13 protein-coding genes and 1 pseudogene are annotated in these 17,228 nt (G+C 61.3%); 8 read left to right on the top strand and 6 right to left on the bottom strand.

Going from position 1 to position 17,228, the window contains the following annotated elements:
• Positions 1-204 precede the first annotated feature (204 nt).
• Complete coding sequence (glgX, locus tag M3O59_RS15520) at positions 205-2,337, bottom strand: glycogen debranching protein GlgX (protein WP_116906316.1); 2,133 nt, start codon at positions 2,335-2,337, stop codon at positions 205-207.
• Between the two features lie 514 nt (positions 2,338-2,851).
• Between glgX and rimK the strand changes: the two genes are divergently transcribed.
• The 4 genes and pseudogenes from rimK to M3O59_RS15500 all read left to right on the top strand — a co-directional run bounded on the left by rimK (position 2,852) and on the right by M3O59_RS15500 (position 6,423).
• Complete coding sequence (gene rimK / locus M3O59_RS15515; RefSeq protein ID WP_116906324.1) at positions 2,852-3,727, top strand: 30S ribosomal protein S6--L-glutamate ligase; 876 nt, start codon at positions 2,852-2,854, stop codon at positions 3,725-3,727.
• 190 nt (positions 3,728-3,917) lie between these two features.
• Positions 3,918-4,393: pseudogene (locus M3O59_RS15510) on the top strand (hypothetical protein).
• A 25-nt stretch (positions 4,394-4,418) separates the two neighbouring features.
• Positions 4,419-5,096 carry a response regulator transcription factor gene (locus M3O59_RS15505; protein ID WP_006448355.1) on the top strand — a complete coding sequence of 226 codons (678 nt, stop codon included), beginning with the start codon at positions 4,419-4,421 and terminating at the stop codon, positions 5,094-5,096.
• Positions 5,089-6,423 (top strand): sensor histidine kinase, encoded by a 1,335-nt coding sequence (locus M3O59_RS15500; protein WP_181920605.1) that lies wholly within the window; start codon positions 5,089-5,091, stop codon positions 6,421-6,423. The genes M3O59_RS15505 and M3O59_RS15500 overlap by 8 nt, the downstream gene beginning before the upstream one ends.
• A 71-nt stretch (positions 6,424-6,494) precedes the next feature.
• On the opposite strand, the gene coaE is transcribed toward M3O59_RS15500, so the two are convergent.
• From coaE to M3O59_RS15485, 3 genes are read right to left on the bottom strand one after another with little or no spacing between them, the layout of a single operon-like run.
• On the bottom strand, positions 6,495-7,100 hold the full coding sequence (gene coaE, locus M3O59_RS15495) for a dephospho-CoA kinase (RefSeq protein WP_116906315.1): 606 nt from the start codon (positions 7,098-7,100) through the stop codon (positions 6,495-6,497).
• A gap of 13 nt (positions 7,101-7,113) precedes the next feature.
• Entirely contained in the window at positions 7,114-7,977 is an 864-nt protein-coding gene (locus tag M3O59_RS15490) for a prepilin peptidase (RefSeq protein WP_046343941.1), read from the bottom strand.
• 6 nt (positions 7,978-7,983) lie between these two features.
• Entirely contained in the window at positions 7,984-9,237 is a 1,254-nt protein-coding gene (locus tag M3O59_RS15485; RefSeq protein ID WP_116906314.1) for a type II secretion system F family protein, read from the bottom strand.
• Between the two features lie 367 nt (positions 9,238-9,604).
• Between M3O59_RS15485 and M3O59_RS15480 the strand changes: the two genes are divergently transcribed.
• The 3 genes from M3O59_RS15480 to pilB all read left to right on the top strand — a co-directional run bounded on the left by M3O59_RS15480 (position 9,605) and on the right by pilB (position 12,506).
• Positions 9,605-10,063 carry a pilin gene (locus M3O59_RS15480; RefSeq protein ID WP_116906313.1) on the top strand — a complete coding sequence of 153 codons (459 nt, stop codon included), beginning with the start codon at positions 9,605-9,607 and terminating at the stop codon, positions 10,061-10,063.
• Between the two features lie 226 nt (positions 10,064-10,289).
• Complete coding sequence (locus M3O59_RS15475) at positions 10,290-10,730, top strand: pilin (protein WP_116906312.1); 441 nt, start codon at positions 10,290-10,292, stop codon at positions 10,728-10,730.
• Positions 10,731-10,775: 45 nt separating this feature from the next.
• The gene (pilB, locus tag M3O59_RS15470; RefSeq protein WP_116906311.1) at positions 10,776-12,506 is read left to right on the top strand and encodes a type IV-A pilus assembly ATPase PilB; all 1,731 of its coding nucleotides are present in this window, start codon (positions 10,776-10,778) and stop codon (positions 12,504-12,506) included.
• Between the two features lie 129 nt (positions 12,507-12,635).
• On the opposite strand, the gene M3O59_RS15465 is transcribed toward pilB, so the two are convergent.
• The gene (locus M3O59_RS15465; protein WP_147308524.1) at positions 12,636-14,030 is read right to left on the bottom strand and encodes a sigma-54-dependent transcriptional regulator; all 1,395 of its coding nucleotides are present in this window, start codon (positions 14,028-14,030) and stop codon (positions 12,636-12,638) included.
• A gap of 179 nt (positions 14,031-14,209) precedes the next feature.
• Positions 14,210-15,823 carry a sensor histidine kinase gene (locus M3O59_RS15460; RefSeq protein WP_064634548.1) on the bottom strand — a complete coding sequence of 538 codons (1,614 nt, stop codon included), beginning with the start codon at positions 15,821-15,823 and terminating at the stop codon, positions 14,210-14,212.
• 232 nt (positions 15,824-16,055) lie between these two features.
• On the opposite strand from M3O59_RS15460, the gene sucC reads away from it, so the two are divergent.
• On the top strand, positions 16,056-17,225 hold the full coding sequence (gene sucC / locus M3O59_RS15455; protein ID WP_064634549.1) for an ADP-forming succinate--CoA ligase subunit beta: 1,170 nt from the start codon (positions 16,056-16,058) through the stop codon (positions 17,223-17,225).
• Positions 17,226-17,228 lie beyond the last annotated feature (3 nt).

Below are 17,228 nucleotides of genomic sequence, written 5' to 3'. Positions count from 1 at the left end.
GCACAACAGTGAGATCCAACGCAGCCGTGCGCGCAGCATCCCCTTTGTGCATCAACGCGCGCCGGCATCACCGTTGAACCCCTCGGCGCACTCAAAAACGCCTGCGAATTACGCGGCGGGGAATGCCAAACGAAAAACGCTCGCTGCCTACGAAGATAGTAGGCAGCGAGCGTCGCTCATCGTTTACGCATTGACGTTCGCGTCTTACTGGTCGCTCTTGCACTCGAAGACCGAGACGCTGCGTGGCGGTGCCAGGAATTCGCTGGCGCCGGCCGGCATCATGTCCACCTCCAGCGCTTCATCGGTCGACAGCACCAGCTTCCAGTGCACCGGCTCGTCGGTGGAGGGCAGGGTGAAGGTCACGCCCTCGTGGTAAGCGTTGATCACGATCAGCAAGGTGTCGTCGTTGGCCAGCTCCTTGACGCCAGAGGTCTGCGCCTTGCCTTCCAGCAACAGGCCGACCGAGCGTGCGCCGGCATCGGTCCAATGCGCGTCGTCCATCTCGATGCCGCCCGGATTGAGCCAGGTGAGATCGCGCAGGCCGGCTTCTTCGTTGTACTGCCCATTGAGAAAGCGGCCACGCGACAGGATCGGGTAACGCTTGCGCAGCCTGGTCAGCGCTTTGACGAAGTCGGTGAGACGGCCATCGGTCGGGTCATTTTCCCAATCCAGCCAGGTGATTTCGTTGTCCTGGCAATAGGTGTTGTTGTTGCCGCCTTGCGACTGTGCACGCTCGTCGCCGGCCAGCATCATCGGCGTACCTTGCGACAGCAGCAGTGTGGCGAGCAGGTTCTTCATCTGCCGCTCGCGGATCTGCAGCACGTCCGCGTTGTCGGTATCGCCTTCCTCACCGTAGTTGCAGGAACCGTCGTTGGACGAACCGTCGCGGTTGTCTTCGCCGTTGTCGATGTTGTGCTTTTCGTTGTAGCTGACCAGATCGCGCAGGGTGAAGCCGTCGTGCGCAGTGATGAAGTTCACCGACGCCCACGGGCGGCGGCCGCGGCGGTCGAACAGATCGGCAGAGCCGGTGAAGCGGGTTGCAAATTCCGCCAGCTTGCCATCTTCGCCTTTCCACAATTCGCGTGCGTTGTCGCGGAACTTGTCGTTCCACTCCGACCAACCCGGCGGGAAATGACCAACCTGATAGCCGCCCGGGCCGCAGTCCCACGGCTCGGCAATCAGCTTGACCTCCGACAGCAGCGGATCCTGATTACAGGCATCCAGGAAGCCGCCACGTTGATCGAAGCCGCTTGGTTCGCGGCCAAGAATGGTGGCCAGGTCGAAACGGAAGCCGTCCACGTGCATTTCGCCGGCCCAATAGCGCAGCGAATCGTTGACGAACTGGATCACCCGCGAATTGCTCAGATTGAGCGTATTGCCGGTGCCGGTGTCGTTGATGTAATAGCGTTTGTCTTCGGCCAGGCGGTAGTAGCTGGCGTTGTCGATGCCCTTGAAGGAGAGCGTCGGCCCCAATTCGCTGCCTTCGGCGGTGTGGTTGTAGACCACGTCCAGAATCACTTCCAGGCCCTGCTTGTGCATGGCCTTGACCATGTCGCGGAATTCGTCGCGATGGCCGCTGGAGAGGTAGCGCGACTTCAGCGCAAAAAAGCCGATGGTGTTGTAGCCCCAGTAATTGCGTAGCCCTTTGTCCAGCAGATGCTGGTCGTCCAGATATGCATGCACCGGCAGCAGTTCCACTGCGGTGATGCCCAGGTCCTTGATGTATTGCAGCACCTGCGGTTGCGCCAGGCCGGCAAAGGTGCCGCGCACGGCCTCGGGCACCTGCGGGTTGCGCATGGTGTAACCGCGCACGTGGGTCTCGTAGATGACGGTTTCGTTCCAAGGCTTGAGCAGGCGCGTGTCGTCGCCCCAATCGTAGGTGTCTTCGACCACCACGCATTTGGGCATGAAGGGCGCACTATCGCGCTCGTCGAAGCTCAAATCGCCATCGGGGTGGCCCACCGTGTAACCGTAGAGTTCATCGGACCAGATCAGCTCGCCTTCCAGCTCGCGCGCATACGGGTCCAGCAGCAGCTTGTTGTGGTTGAAGCGGTGACCTTCGGTGGGTGCGTAAGGGCCGTGCACGCGATAGCCGTAGCGCTGCCCGGGTTTGGCATCGGCCAGATAGCCGTGCCAGATCTCGTTGGTGTACTCGGGAAGGTCGACGCGGGTTTCGTTACCGTGTTCGTCGAACAGGCACAGTTCCACACGCGTGGCATGTGCCGAAAACAGCGCGAAATTGGTGCCCTTGCCGTCGAAGACGGCCCCGCGGGGAAACGGGCGCCCCTGGCGGATACGGGAGGGGTTGGCATAAGCCGCGCTTGCTGGACGTCGCATGGAGAGTCTCGGATGCGCCGGCACGCCGGCATTGAGGGGACTCAAGCATTGCGTTTCCCTCTGTGCAAGACGCGTCACGGAGACAGGGGGGCGGCGTGAGGGCGATGGATGGGACGTTCGAGGGTGGCGCTGCGCGACCGCATTGCAAGGCGTCTGCCGCGCTGCCTTGCAATCAGGTGCGGGCAGCCGGTTACGTAGCGCTCGAGTGGGGTGGAGCGTGAGCTGCGTATCGATACCGCGTCATGCGCGCTGCGCAACGGGCTTCCGTCGCTTGAGCGTCGCGCGGGCGCCCTGCTAGCATCGGGCTGCGTGAGGTTGCGCAGCGGTTGCGTGGTTTCGCTCCGCCAAGGCGTCATCGCGCTTTCATTCTCGGGGCCGACGCAACCCGCCGATCACAGTGTGCAACGCCGGGCCGCCGCCCGCGCACACGCGCCATCGGCAGGCCAGGTACGGACTTGGGCCACTTCGTCATCAGACTCCGCCCATGTCCAAGCCGCGCCGTGTGCCTGCCGCGATGAAGATCGCCATTCTTTCCCGCAACAGCAAACTCTATTCCACCCGGCGCCTGATCGAAGCCGGGCGCAAGCGTGGCCACACCGTACGCATTCTCGACCCGCTGCGCTGTTACATGCGCATCGCCGCCGACGGCTTCAGCCTGCACTACAAAGGCAAGCCGATCACCGGCTTCGATGCGGTGATCCCGCGGATCGGCGCCTCGGTCACCCGCTATGCCACCGCGGTGCTGCGCCAACTCGAATTCATGGGCACCTATACGCCCAATCCCTCAGACGCCATCCTGCGCTCGCGCGACAAGCTGCGGGCGCATCAACTGCTGGCCGCGCAGGGTATCGACATGCCGGTCACCGTGTTCGGCGACAACCCCGACGACACCCAGGACCTGCTCTCCATGCTCGGCCCGCCGCCGCACGTGGTGAAGTTGAACGAGGGCGCCCAGGGCGCCGGGGTGATCCTGACCGAAAAGGCCAGCGCCTCGCGCGGGGTGGTCGAAGCGCTGCGCGGGTTGTACGCCAATTTCATCGTGCAGGAATTCATCGGCGAAGCCGAAGGCGCGGACCTACGCTGTTTCGTGGTTGGCGACAAGGTGGTCGCGGCGATGCGGCGCCAGGCGGCCGAAGGCGACTTCCGTTCCAACCTGCACCTGGGCGGTACCGCCGCCGCCGCCCAGGCCACCGAGCAGGAGCAGGACGTCGCCGTGCGCTCGGCACGCGCGCTGGGGTTGGCGGTGGCAGGGGTGGACCTGATTCGCTCCAAGCGAGGCCCGCTGGTGCTTGAGGTCAATTCGACCCCCGGCCTGGAAGGCGTCGAGGGTGTCTGCGGGGTAGACGTGGCCGCTGCCATCATTCAGCACCTGGAGCAGTCCATCCGTTGATCGGCCGGCTACCATTTTTATCGAAATTTTAACGAAACGCTAATCCTTGCCCGGCTAGCCTCTCCCGACCGTAGCTCCGCTCTCGGCAGTGACGGTGATCGGGATGAACTTTTGGCCCAAGTGCGGTGTCGCACTTGGGCCTTTTTATGGACGGCTTGCCGCTGTTGAAATTCGCGTCTACATTCGCCAAATGTTAAATCGCTCAGGCACAAGGAGGCGTCGCATGGCAAGGCTGTGGAGTGTAGGTGGACTGCTGCTTGTGGCGTGTTTTTTTGCCGAGCACGCGTTGGCGGTCGTGCTCGCTGTGGACCAGCCGTTCAAGCCGCAGGCGGCGCAGGTGCGTACCGACCTTGCCGCAGGCGAGAAGTACTCCGAGATCAGTCAGGATGAGCGCGCTAAGGTGAGTGCGGCGCTTGATCGGCTCGACGCAGTATTCGAAGCGCAGCCCAACGCCCAGGCACTGCGGCCGGGTAGCTGGCGGCGGTTCGCAACGATCAGGAGTTCGTCACCAGAATTTTGACCAGGGCAAGCGAAGATAGCCGGCTGATTTGCCGGCGCGAGCGTGCAACTGGTTCGCAGATGAGTACGAAACAGTGCATGACGGCCGCCCAGCGGCGCCGTCAGACCACGGTGAGTCAAGACGAAATTTCTCGGCGCCAGCGCTAAAAACAGCTTAACGAATGAGGTTCCAGTGCGAATTCTAGTAATTGAAGACAACAGCGATATCGCCGCCAATCTGGGCGATTACCTCGAAGACCGCGGCCACACGGTGGATTTCGCCGCAGACGGCGTCACCGGCCTGCACCTGGCCGTGGTGCACGAGTTCGACGCCATCGTGCTGGATCTCAACCTGCCCGGCATGGACGGCATCGAAGTCTGCCGCAAGCTGCGCAACGAAGCGCGCAAGCAGACGCCGGTACTGATGCTCACCGCGCGCGACTCGCTGGACAACAAGCTGGCCGGTTTCGACTCCGGCGCGGACGACTACCTGATCAAGCCGTTTGCGCTGCAGGAAGTGGAAGTGCGGCTCAACGCGCTTTCGCGTCGCGGCAAGGGCGTGCACACCCGCGTACTGGAAACCGGCGATCTGGAATACAACCTGGACACGCTGGAAGTGCGTCGTCGCGGCAAGCTGCTGCAGCTCAACCCCACTGCGTTGAAGATCCTGCAGTCGCTGATGGAAGCCTCGCCGGCCGTGGTCACGCGCCAGGAACTGGAAACCCGCGTCTGGGGCGAAGAACTGCCCGATTCCGACTCGCTGCGCGTGCACATCCACGGCCTGCGCGCGGTGGTCGACAAGCCCTTCGATGTGCCGATGATCCAGACCCGCCACGGCATCGGCTACCGCATCGCCTCGCCCGATGCCTGAAAGCAATAACGGCGCGCGGCCCGCCCGTGGGCGTGGCCGCTACCGGCGGCGCCTGCGCAGCCGCATCATTCTCTCGTTCGTGTTGTTGGGCTTCTGCCTGACGACGTTGTTCGCCTTCGCCACCACCTGGGCACGCGCGCGCGTGGAAAACCAGTTGGTCGAAGACGTGATGAACCGCAATATCGATGCGTTTGCGCAGCGCTTCTATTCCGACCCGCTGCGCAATCCAGACCTGCCGGTGCAGCAGATGCGCGGGCGCGTGGTCAAAAGCGATAAATTCGAATCGCTGCGCCAGGAACAGCCGGAGTGGTACCAACTGCCCGACGGCATCCACACCATCACCGGCCTGGACGAAAGCGGCAACGCGTATTCGTACAAGCTGGCGGTGCGCAAGACGCCGAGCGAGTGGTTCTTCCTCGCCTATGACATGACCCAAACGCTCAAGGGCGAGATCCAGCTCAAACGCACCTTGATGTTGTCGGTGCTTGTTTTTAGCGGATTTTCGCTATTGATTGGCTGGTGGTCAGCCTCAAAGGTGATGCGCCCGGTGTCGGATCTGGCCGCACGCCTGCGCGCCTACCGCGGCGGCACCAGCGAACCCAAACCGCTGGCCGCGCATTTCCCGGATGACGAAGTCGGCCAGCTGGCCGAAGCGCTGGACGACTACTCGGCCCGCCTCACCGAAGTCGTGCAACGCGACCGCGAATTCAATGCCGACGTCAGCCACGAACTGCGTACGCCACTGGCAGTGATCCGCGGTGCCACCGAGCTATTGCTCACCAAACCCGATCTCGACGAAAAGGTGCTGCAGCGGCTGCAGCGCATCCAGCGCGCCGAACAGCAATGCAGCGACCTGATCGGCTCGCTGCTGCTGCTCTCGCGCAACGAGCGCGGGCAGGGCAGCAGCAACGTCGCCAAGGTGGCCGAACAATTGATCGATTCGCACCGCGCACAACTCGGCGGCAAACCGCTGGAGCTGTTGCTGGAAGGCGAGCGCGACCTGGTCATCGACGCGCCCGAGTCAGCTTTGTCCGTGGCGCTGGGCAACCTGATCGGCAACGCCGTCAAGTACACCCAGGACGGCCAGGTGCGCGTGCGCGTGCGCGGCGACGCGGTGGAAGTGATCGACTCGGGCCCCGGCCTGAGCGAAGAGGACGCCGCCAAACTCTTCCAACGCGGCTACCGCGGCACCCACGCCGGCCACTCGCAAGGCGGCGGCATCGGCCTGTCGATCGTCAGCCGGCTATGCGATTTGTACGGCTGGCGCGTGAGCGTGCGCCCAGGCCAGGAGCGCGGCGTGATCGCGACGTTGGCGTTTCATCGTTAGGCAGTGGCTTGCGGCGTCTCGTGTTTCGCTGAGCTTGCTAGTGCAACATGCCGCACAGCGGGCAGGACGAGCTAACTTGTGCGGCAGCGATACCGAGCATCCAGATCGTGAGCCGCTCGCACCAAATGTGCCGGCTGGTCGTCATTGACCACGAAATCGTCTGCGAGCGCCAGACGCTGTTCGCGGGACGCCTGCGCGGCAATCATCTGATCGGCCAACTCAGGCGTGCTGCCATCGCGTCGCATCAGTCTGGCACGTTGCACCGCGACCGGTGCATCGACCACTAGAACCCGATCCAGCCATGGATAGGTCGCACGGCCACCCGCTTCGGTGAGCAAGGGAATCGCAACGATGGCATACGGGCCTTCAGCTGCCTGTGCCGCCCGCTGCAGCTCTGCACGGATAGCAGGATGCGTGATTGCCTCAAGCGCTTTACGTTGATTGGGATCGGCGAAGACGATAGTGCGCAAGGCCCGCCGGTCCAGAGTGTCGTCCGGCAACAGGATGCCTGGCCCAAAGCAAGCCACGATGGCTTCGAGAATGGGGCCGGGCGCCACGACCTGGCGAGCAACGACATCCGCATCGATGACCGGCACGCCCAGCTTCTCGAATTCAGCGGCAAGCGCGCTCTTGCCGGAGGCGATGCCGCCGGTCAGGCCGACGACGAAGTCGCTCATCGCCGTGCCTCTTTCAACGCAGGCCTGCGAAGTGCAGGTAGCCGTCCACCAAATCGTTGCCCCAGAAAAACACCACCCAGCCGGCGATGGCCAGATAGGGGCCGAACGGGATCGGGGTGGCGCGGTCGCGGCCCTTGGCCACCAGCCAGGCCGAGCCCAGGATGGCGCCAACCAGCGAGGAGATCAGGATGATCGGCAGGATGCCTTTCAGCCCGCACCAGGCACCGAGCGCGGCTAGTAGCTTGAAATCGCCGTGGCCCATGCCTTCCTTGCCGGTGAGCTGTTTGAACAGCCACCACACCGTCCACAGCGACACATAGCCGACCGCCGCGCCCAGCAGGGCAGGCTTGGCCGGCATGTACAAGTTGTCCATCGAGCCGACCAGGCCCAGCCACATCAGCGGCAGGGTCAGCTGGTCCGGCAGCAGCTTGTGGCGCAAATCGATGCCCGACATCGCAACCAGAAAGCAACTCAGCACGATCGCGCCGAAACCCTGCCAACCGAACCCAAATCGCCAGACGCTGGCCACACACAGGATGGAGGTCAGCAACTCCACCAGTGGGTACTGAATCGAGATCGGCTTGCCGCTGTAACGCGACTTGCCGCGCAGCATCAGCCAACTGAAAAGCGGGATGTTCTCCCACCACTTGAGCTTGTCGCCGGTGACCGGGTCGTGCGAAGGCTCCACCACGATCCCCGGCGGCGGCGGCTCGTAGATGTCGGGCAGCTCCAGGATCTCGCGCGCGTCGCGCCGCCACTGCCACTCCATGCGCTTGGGCAAGCGCAGGATCACCACGTTCAGGAAGCTGCCGATCAGCAGTCCCAGTCCGGCCGCGGCAGGAAAGCCGAGACCGGGATGCTGGTCGAGAAATGCCATTACGTTTTAGACCACCGAAGCTAGTTTGAAGATGGGAAGATACATGCCAATTACCATCCCTCCCACAACCGTGCCAATGAAAACCATGATGAGTGGCTCAAGCAGACTACTCAAAGCATCCACCGCATTATTCACTTCTTGCTCGTAATATTCTGCCACTTTGAATAGCATTGCGTCGAGGGCGCCAGCCTCTTCGCCAATGGCTGTCATCTGAATTACCATGTGAGGGAAGAGGTTGACTTGCTTCATGGCGGTATTTACCGGGTATCCCACAGAGACATCGTCTCGCATCCTGAAAACAGCTTCTTCATATACCGCGTTACCGGTCGCGCCCGCCACAATTCCTAATGCCTCAACAAGTGGGACGCCGGCCTTAAATGTGACAGCTGTGGTTCTAGAGAAACGGGCGATTGCGCTGTTATGCATAATCTGCCCAATAATCGGAATTTTGAGTACGAGGCGGTCCATGAAGTGCTGCAGCCGCAAGGAACGTTTGAAAGTGAATAGGAATGCTGCTGCGGAGCCAATGACGATGAATGATATCAGCCACCAATAAGAGACCATGAAGCGTGAAGCGGAAACGATAAGCTGCGTGAAAGCTGGAAGTTCAGCGCCAAACCCCTTAAATACATCTTCAAATTGTGGGACCACAAAAATGAGTAGGACGGCGCTGACAATGATTGCTACTGCAACAACCATCGCTGGATAAAAGAGCGCTTTCTTTATCTTTCCCTTGAGTGCTTCGATGTTTTCTTTATACGTCGCAACTGTTTCAAGAACAGTTTCAAGCACGCCCGCACCCTCACCTGCCTTAACGAGATTTCTGTATAGCTCGTCGAACTGGACGGGGTGCTTGCTTAGCGATTCATAGAGTGATGAGCCGCCTTCGATATCAGCTCGTAGTTGGCCAACCAAATCTCTCATGCGAGGGTTTTTATGTCCACTACCGATAATCTCAAGTGCACTAACAATAGGCACCCCGGACTTCATCATCGTTGCCATTTGCCTGCTAAAGAAAGCGATATCCTTAGGTGTTATTTTTTTTCCGGCTGCGCCAAACAGTGGTTTCGCCTTCGGCTTTACTGCGCTAGGAGTGATGCCCTGTCGCCTTAGCTCTGCCTTTAATAGGTTTGCATTGCGAGCAGTCTGCTCACCTTTCATCTTCACGCCGCGGCGATCCACGCCTTCCCACGTGAACGTGGGGAGTTGAGTGGTCACGCTCTTCGGAGTGTTCTTAAGATTGCTGCGTACTGCTGACATTTTCTGGTCCCCGAACCGCCGTCCCCAGGCGGAAGTACACGGATGTTACCTCTTTCTCAGGTCAGAGCGCCAGAATTATCCTGTAAATCGGGGTCTTGACTGGTCGCGGAAGATTCTTGAGGTGGAACTGACCCTGGTTGTCATCATGTGACGACATTTGGCGTAATGCCGATGTGCTCTCACAACTGTGATGTATGGCATGACATGCCCGTACATCGTGTGGATCATAGCGTCGGGAGTTCGAAGCGCGGCTTCTGGCACGGTTGGCACGAGTTTTGCTGGAATACCTCTGTGCGCAACACGGCCGTTGTGCAGCTCGGACTCCACGTCTCGGGAAATTTCAACTATCAGATCTAGGGGATACGTTATGAAGAAGGCACAACAGGGCTTTACATTGATTGAGTTGATGATTGTTGTGGCAATCATCGCAATCTTGGCTGCCATCGCAATTCCGCAGTACCAGGACTACGTTTCTCGTACTCGTGCTGCTGGCGCAGCAGCTGAGCTTGCTGGCTACCGTACGGCAGTAAGCTCTTGCATCGCAGAAACTCAGACAAATGTCGGCTGTAGCGCTGCCACGAACGGCATTCCGGCTATCACAGCAGCGGCTTTTCCGGTGACCAGGAATGTCACTGAAATTACAAGCATTACTGACGGTGTCATTACTGCGACCACCGGTGCAACTGCCAGCAGTGGTGGCGCAAATCTGACCTATATTCTCACGCCGACCGCTAATGGAGCATCCATTACATGGCGCAATAGCGGTACCTCGTGTAACCCTACTCGTGGCTTCAAGCCTGGGCAAGGTGGTTGCCCCACTCCTTGATTTTTTAGCTTTTCTTTTCGATAAATACGGCTCCGGTTTCCCGGGGCCGTATTTATTTCTATTGATTAGTTTGCGCAGTATGAATTGCAAATTTATCACTTGTATTGGGGCGCCAAAACTTCAAGTCGCACAGTCCTTGTTCGTGTGTGGCTGGTAGTGGATTGAACGGCTGGGCTCGGTAATTAGCAAGCACGGTGATGCGGTCCCTTTGTTATGAGAGGGGAGTATGAGAAAAAATAGTGGTTTTAATTTAATAGAATTAATGATGGTAATTGCGGTAATTAGTATAATTGCGGCAATTGCTTTTCCGCAGTATCATCATTATATTTCAAGATCAAGAGCTTCGGGCGCAATGGTTGAGCTAGAAGGATATAGGGTCGCCGTAGCGGATTGCGCTAACGAACGCCAGACCTTGTCAGGGTGTACCGCTGGCCTCAACGGTGTGCCACCAATTCCTTTATTCACCACCAGGAATCTCGTTGAGACATTCTCAGTCGCTGACGGCATCATTGAGGCTAAGACCGGAGCTACAAATTTACAGAGTGGAGAGTATCTAACGGTAGTAGATACGCCAAGTTATTTTAGTGGGCAATTGAGATGGTTAAATACTGGTACAACCTGTGATTCGATTCGCGGTTTCAAGTCGGGCCAAGGTCATTGTCCTTGAGGTGTTAGGCTTGGCTGCACTTATACTAAATGTACGAGGTAAACAATGAGCGCGCTAACCTTGAACTTAGTTGGGATCACAGGTATTGCAAGACGCCTCGTTCAAGATGGGGCCTTAGATGAGTCAGCAGCGCGTACGGCGATGGACCAAGCCGCTTTGGCAAAGGTTCCTTTGCCACAATGGTTCGCCGAAAAAAAGCTGGTTACAGCGTCTCAGCTAGCTGCTGCCAACGCCGTAGAATTCGGTATGCCTTTGATGGACGTGTCGGTCTTCGACGCCAGCCAGAACGCAATCAAGCTGGTCAGCGAAGAGTTGCTCCAGAAGTACCAGGTGCTGCCGTTGTTCAAGCGCGGTAACCGGTTGTTCGTGGGGGTGAGCAACCCGACCCAGACCCGTGCGCTGGACGACATCAAGTTCCATACCAATTTGGTGGTCGAGCCGATTCTGGTCGACGAGGACCAGATCCGTCGCACCCTGGAACAGTGGCAGGCCAGCAATGCCGCGCTTGGGTCGTCGCTCGGCAATGACGATGACGATATAGGTGACCTGGACGTGTCGGCCGGCGACGAGGACATGGGCGCCGGTGGGGATTCCGGGGTCGATGCCAAGGGCGACGACACGCCGGTGGTGAAGTTCGTCAACAAGGTGCTGGTGGATGCGATCCGGCGGGGAGCCTCCGACATCCATTTCGAGCCGTATGAAGACGACTACCGGGTGCGGTTGCGCATCGATGGGTTGCTGAAGAACGTGGCCAAGGCGCCGGTGAAGCTGAGCCAACGCATCGCGGCGCGATTGAAGGTGATGTCGCAGCTGGATATCGCCGAAAAGCGGGTGCCGCAGGACGGGCGCATCAAGCTCAATCTGTCCAAGACCAAGCAAATCGACTTCCGTGTGAGTACCTTGCCGACGCTGTTTGGCGAGAAGGTGGTGCTGCGTATCCTCGATGCCAGTGCGGCCAAGCTGGGGATCGAGAAGCTGGGTTATGAGGCGGATCAGCAGAAGTTGTTCCTGGATGCGATCCATAAGCCCTACGGGATGGTGCTGGTGACCGGTCCGACCGGTTCGGGCAAGACGGTGTCGTTGTATACGGCGCTAGGCATCCTCAACGATGAGACGCGCAACATTTCCACGGCCGAGGATCCGGTCGAAATCCGCTTGCCGGGCGTCAATCAGGTGCAGCAGAACGTCAAGCGCGGGATGACGTTCGCCGCAGCATTGCGCTCGTTCCTGCGTCAGGATCCGGACATCATCATGGTCGGCGAAATCCGCGACCTGGAGACTGCCGAGATCGCGATCAAGGCGGCGCAGACCGGTCACATGGTGCTGTCCACGCTGCATACCAACGATGCGCCACAAACCATCGCGCGTTTGATGAACATGGGGATTGCGCCGTACAACATCACCTCTTCGGTGACGTTGGTGATTGCGCAGCGCCTGGCGCGGCGGTTGTGCAACAACTGCAAGCGCAAGTCGACCCTGCCGGAGCATGCGCTGTTGGCGGAAGGCTTTACGCCCGAGCAAATCGCAAACATCGAGCTGTATGAGGCGGTCGGCTGCGATGAATGCACCGAAGGTTACAAGGGACGTACCGGTATCTACCAGGTGATGCCGATGACCGACGAGATCGGCGCGATCGTGCTGGAAGGCGGTAACGCGATGCAGATTGCCGAGGCGGCGCAGAGGATCGGTATCCGCGACCTGCGCCAGTCGGCCTTGGTCAAGGCGGCGCATGGGGTGACGAGCCTGGCTGAGATCAATCGGGTGACCAAGGATTGAGTGGTTGCCCTGTTCTCTCGTTGGCTAAGTTTTGAAAGGGGTGTGGCGGCTATGCCGACGTACCCTCATCCGCCCTTCGGGCACCTTCTCCCGAGGGGAGAAGGGAGGTCCGTTAGCCCCACCCACCCCTCACTCCATCCCCAACTTCTTCAACTTGTACCGCAGCGCACGAAACGTGATGCCCAGCTGCGCGGCGGTTCTGGTCTTGTTCCAGCGGTTTTCTTCCAGCGCTTTCTGGATCGCGGCGCGCTCCAGTTGTTCGATATAAGAGGGCAGGGCGGCCGAAGCGGGGTCGATATCGACGACGGCTTCGCGCGGTTCCACGGCGGCGCTGCCGGGTGTGGCAGCGAGGCGGTGGCCGCCGTGGGCGGGCAGGCGCAGGTCGGTGGCGCTGATCTGGTCGTCTTCGGCCAGGGCCAGGGCGCGTTCGAGGATGTTTTCCAGTTCGCGGACGTTGCCGGGGAAGCCGTAGTGATCCAGCGCGTCGAGCGCGGATTGGGTCAGCAGCGGAATCGGGCGGCCGTGGCTATGCGCCAGGCGCGCGATGATGGCGGCGGCCAGTTGCGGCAGGTCGCCGCCGCGTTCGCGCAGCGGCGGCACGCGCAGTTCGATCACGTTGATGCGGTAGTACAAGTCGTGCCGAAAGCGGCCGTCGGAGACCAGGTCGCCCAGGTCCTTGTGCGTGGCCGAGAGGATGCGCACATCGACCAGCGATTCGCCGGAGGCGCCGACCGGGCGCACCGATTTTTCCTGGATGGCGCGCAGCAGCTTGACCTGCATTTGCAACGGCAATTCGGCCACTTCGTCCAGAAACAGCGTGCCGCCATGCGCGGCTTGAAACAGGCCGGGCTTGTCGGCATGTGCGCCGGTGAAGCTGCCCTTCTTGTGGCCGAAGAATTCGCTTTCCATCAGCTCGGCGGGGATGGCACCGCAGTTGACCGGGACGAACGGGCCGGCGGCGCGTGCGCCTTGTTCGTGGATGGTGCGGGCGACCAGCTCCTTGCCCACGCCGGATTCGCCGACGATGTAGACCGGCGCCTGGCTACGCGCAACCTTGCCGATGGTGGCGCGCAGGCTTTCCATGGCGCTGGAGTCGCCGAGCAGGCGGCTGGCCTGCTCCGGCGGCGGTGGTGGCGGGGCGGGGCGGTCGCGATTGTTCAATTCCAGCGCGTGCTTGACCAGCCCACGCAGCACGCCGATGTCCACCGGCTTGCTGACGAAGTCGAAGGCGCCGGCTTTCAAGGCTTCCACGGCCAGGTCCATGCTGCCGAATGCGGTGATCATCGCCACCGGGGTCTGCGGGTAGTGCTTCGCAATTTCGGTGACCAGTTCGATGCCGTTGCCGTCAGGCAAACGCATGTCGGTCAGGCACAGGTCGTAGGGGTTGTTGGCCAGCAGCTCGCGCGCTTCGGCCAGGTTGGCGGCGGTGCTGATGCGCAGGCCCATCCGTCCCAGGGTGAGAACAAGCAACTCGCGGATATCACGCTCGTCATCGACAACCAGGGCACTTTTGGGTTCGCTCATGGTGCGCACGATAGCCCACGGCGATGACAGCCGACAATTGTGGGGCGCGTTGGCGCCTAACGATTCACGCGATCAAACAACGGTGCATCGCTCGGACAAGGCACGACCCGTCGCGGCTGGCCGCAGGCACACGCTGCGCACTTGGCCTGCGCAAGGCAGGCATGACTCTGCGATGACGCTCACTTGCCCAGCAACCCGTTCGGCACCTGCAGCAAGATCCGGAAGCAGGCGCCGCCGCCAGGCACCGACACGTAGTCCAGTCGCGCCTGGTTGGCGCGGCACAGTTCCTGGGCGATGTACAGGCCCAGGCCGGTGCCGTGTTCGGAGGTGGTGTAGAACGGGCGGAACAGCTGTGCGGCCACGGTTTCCGGGATGCCGGGGCCGCGGTCGATCACATCGATCACCGCCATGCGCTCGAGGCGTTCGACGCGCAGCTTGACCCGCGCCGGCTCGTCCATCACCCGGCCGTACTTGAGTGCGTTATGCACCAGCGCGGTGAGGATCTGATGCAGATGCTTGGGGTCGACCAGGGCGTGCACCGAGCTGCCCTGGATGCTGGCTTCCAGAATGTCGGTTTCCATCGACAGGGTCTGCCGGTACTCCACCACGAAGCGGCGCACGAATGCCGCCAGGTCCAGATTGTCCGGGCTGGCGCGCTCGCGGCGGGCCAGCGCGAGCACGCTTTCGACGATGCCGTTGGTGCGCTGGCATTGCTGGTGGATGATCTGCAGCAGGCGGCGGTCGGCATCGCCGATGTCCGGCGATTCTTCCAACAGTTGCGAGGCGTAGCTGATCGCCGCGAGCGGGTTGCGGATCTCATGCGCCAGGCTGGCCGAGAAGCGGCCCATGGCCGACAAGGTTAGCGATTCGGCGCGGCGCGAGACCACGCTGGCGTCGTCCAGGAACACCAGCACCAGGTCGCTGTCGGCGAGCAGGCGCACGAAGCGCGGCTGCACTTCCGGGCGGTCGGCGCCCAGTTGCAGCGGGGCCTCTTCCTCGCGCCAGCCGCTACGCCAGCGCTGCAGCCGGCGCGCCAGTTCCGGGGTCAGCGCCACCAACGACAGGTTGGCGGGCGCGTTGCGCTGGTCGCCATCGCCAAGCAGGGCCAGCGCCGCTTCGTTGGCCAGCGAGATGTGGTTATGGGTGTCCACCACCAGCACGCCGGTGCGCATGCGCCGGATGATCAGTTCATTGATCTCGTACAGGTTGGCGACCTGGGCGCCGCGTTGTTCGGCCAGCACCTGGTTGCTGCGCGCGCGGGAGGCGATCTGCTGGCAGATATAGGCCACGGCCACATAGCTGGTGGCAAACATCGCCAGCTCGGCCAGCGGGCGGGTGGCGCCGCCGCCTTCGAGCACCGTCCACAGATATTCGAGCACGATGGCGGCACTGGCCAGCACCGCCACGCTCATGCCGTAGCGCAGCCGCAGCAGGATCGAGGCGGCGGCGACGTTGAACAGCAGCATCATCGCGATGCCGGCGCTGGCGCCGGGCAGGGCGTGCGTGGCCAGGGAGGCGGCCAGGATGTCGGCCACCACCGCGCTCAGTACGGTCGGGGTGAGGCGGCGTTCGCCACGGCCCCAAAACAACAGCGGGATCGCCATGCATAGATAGCCGATCGCCACGCCGGCGGCCAGGCGTGGGTAGCGCGGCTCGGGGATGGCGTCGGACAACGGGCTGAACACCAGTGCGGCGATCAGGCCGGCCACCAGCACCCGGTACAACGAGAAAAAGTACAGCTCGCGCTGCGGCGCGGACTGGATCCGGGCGATGAGCGATGCGATGGATGCCAAGCCGAATTCCCCGCTGGAGCGAGCCGCGAGTATAGGCAGGTGCGCGGTCTGGGCAGCGTTTGTACACAGAGTCGGCCTGCGCGCAAGCGTTGCGATCAGGCGGCCAAACCCGGCGAATTTTGCGCCGCACGGCGTGGTCGGCCACAATAGGAGGCCCGTTCGCGTCCTATGACGTGCCGCCTAGGCGGACTGCGTTGCACGCAGCGGTCGTTTCCTTTTCCCACGGTGACGCATGAATTTCCACGAATACCAGTCAAAACAGCTGCTTGCCGAGTACGGCATCCCCGTTCCGGCCGGCAAGGTCGCGGCGACCCCGGACGAAGCGGTTGAAGTCGCCAATTCCCTGGGCAAGGGCCCCTGGATGGTGAAAGCGCAGATCCACGCGGGCGGTCGCGGTAAGGCTGGCGGCGTCAAGTTCTGCAAGACCACTGACGATGTGAAGGCCGCAGCGGCCAAGATGCTCGGCACCAAGATGTCGACCTACCAGACCGCCGGCGTCGAGCTGCCGATCAACCTGGTGCTGGTGACCACCGCCGGCGAGATCGTCAAGGAGCTGTACCTGTCGATCCTGGTCGACCGCGGCACCAAGACCATCACCTATATCGCCTCGTCCGAGGGTGGTGTGGAGATCGAGCAGGTTGCGGCCGAAACGCCGGAGCTGATCCACTCGCTCAACGTCGATTTCGTCGAAGGCGTGCAGGGCTATCATGGCCGCGATTTCGGCTTCAAGCTCGGCCTGAACGCCAAGCAGGCCGGCCAGTTCGCCAGCATCATGGTGAACCTGTACAAGCTGTTCAACGAAAAGGACCTGGCGCTGGTTGAAATCAACCCGCTGGCGATCCTGGACGACGGCAACCTGTACGCGCTGGACGGCAAGTTCGACAGCGACGACAACGCCGCGTTCCGTCAGAAGCAGCTCATCGCCATGCGCGACAAGACGCAGGAAGACGAGACCGAAGTGACCGCTTCGGAGCTGGACATCAACTACGTCACCATGGACGGCAACATCGGTTGCATGGTCAACGGCGCAGGCCTGGCCATGGCCACCATGGACGTCATCAAGCTCAATGGCGGCGAGCCGGCGAACTTCCTGGACGTGGGCGGCGGTGCCAACAAGCAGCGCGTCATCGAAGCGTTCAAGCTGATCCTGTCTTCGGACAAGGTCGAAGGCATCTTCGTCAACATCTTCGGCGGCATCGTCCGCTGCGACATGATTGCCGAAGGCATCATCGCCGCGGTCAAGGAAGTGGGCGTCAAGGTTCCGGTCGTGGTGCGCCTGGAAGGCACCAATGTGGAAGAAGGCAAGCAGCTGCTGCGCGACAGCGGCATGGCCATCATCCCGGCCGACAACATCAACGACGGTGCCAAAAAGGTCGTTGAAGCTGTCAAGAACGCCGCCTGATTC

Source organism: Xanthomonas nasturtii, from assembly GCF_023337365.3.
GTDB classification, from domain to species: Bacteria; Pseudomonadota; Gammaproteobacteria; order Xanthomonadales; family Xanthomonadaceae; genus Xanthomonas; species Xanthomonas nasturtii.
The sequence above is the reverse complement of the archived record's forward strand: the minus strand, read 5'-3'. Positions and strand labels throughout refer to the sequence as shown.

Coding starts and splice junctions, on each gene's coding strand:
- glgX (WP_116906316.1), bottom strand. CDS start 2,337: ATGCGACGTCCAGCAAGCGCGGCTTATGCCAACCCCTCCCGTATCCGC.
- rimK (WP_116906324.1), top strand. CDS start 2,852: ATGAAGATCGCCATTCTTTCCCGCAACAGCAAACTCTATTCCACCCGG.
- M3O59_RS15500 (WP_181920605.1), top strand. CDS start 5,089: ATGCCTGAAAGCAATAACGGCGCGCGGCCCGCCCGTGGGCGTGGCCGC.
- coaE (WP_116906315.1), bottom strand. CDS start 7,100: ATGAGCGACTTCGTCGTCGGCCTGACCGGCGGCATCGCCTCCGGCAAG.
- M3O59_RS15490 (WP_046343941.1), bottom strand. CDS start 7,977: ATGGCATTTCTCGACCAGCATCCCGGTCTCGGCTTTCCTGCCGCGGCC.
- M3O59_RS15485 (WP_116906314.1), bottom strand. CDS start 9,237: ATGTCAGCAGTACGCAGCAATCTTAAGAACACTCCGAAGAGCGTGACC.
- M3O59_RS15480 (WP_116906313.1), top strand. CDS start 9,605: ATGAAGAAGGCACAACAGGGCTTTACATTGATTGAGTTGATGATTGTT.
- M3O59_RS15475 (WP_116906312.1), top strand. CDS start 10,290: ATGAGAAAAAATAGTGGTTTTAATTTAATAGAATTAATGATGGTAATT.
- pilB (WP_116906311.1), top strand. CDS start 10,776: ATGAGCGCGCTAACCTTGAACTTAGTTGGGATCACAGGTATTGCAAGA.
- M3O59_RS15465 (WP_147308524.1), bottom strand. CDS start 14,030: ATGAGCGAACCCAAAAGTGCCCTGGTTGTCGATGACGAGCGTGATATC.
- sucC (WP_064634549.1), top strand. CDS start 16,056: ATGAATTTCCACGAATACCAGTCAAAACAGCTGCTTGCCGAGTACGGC.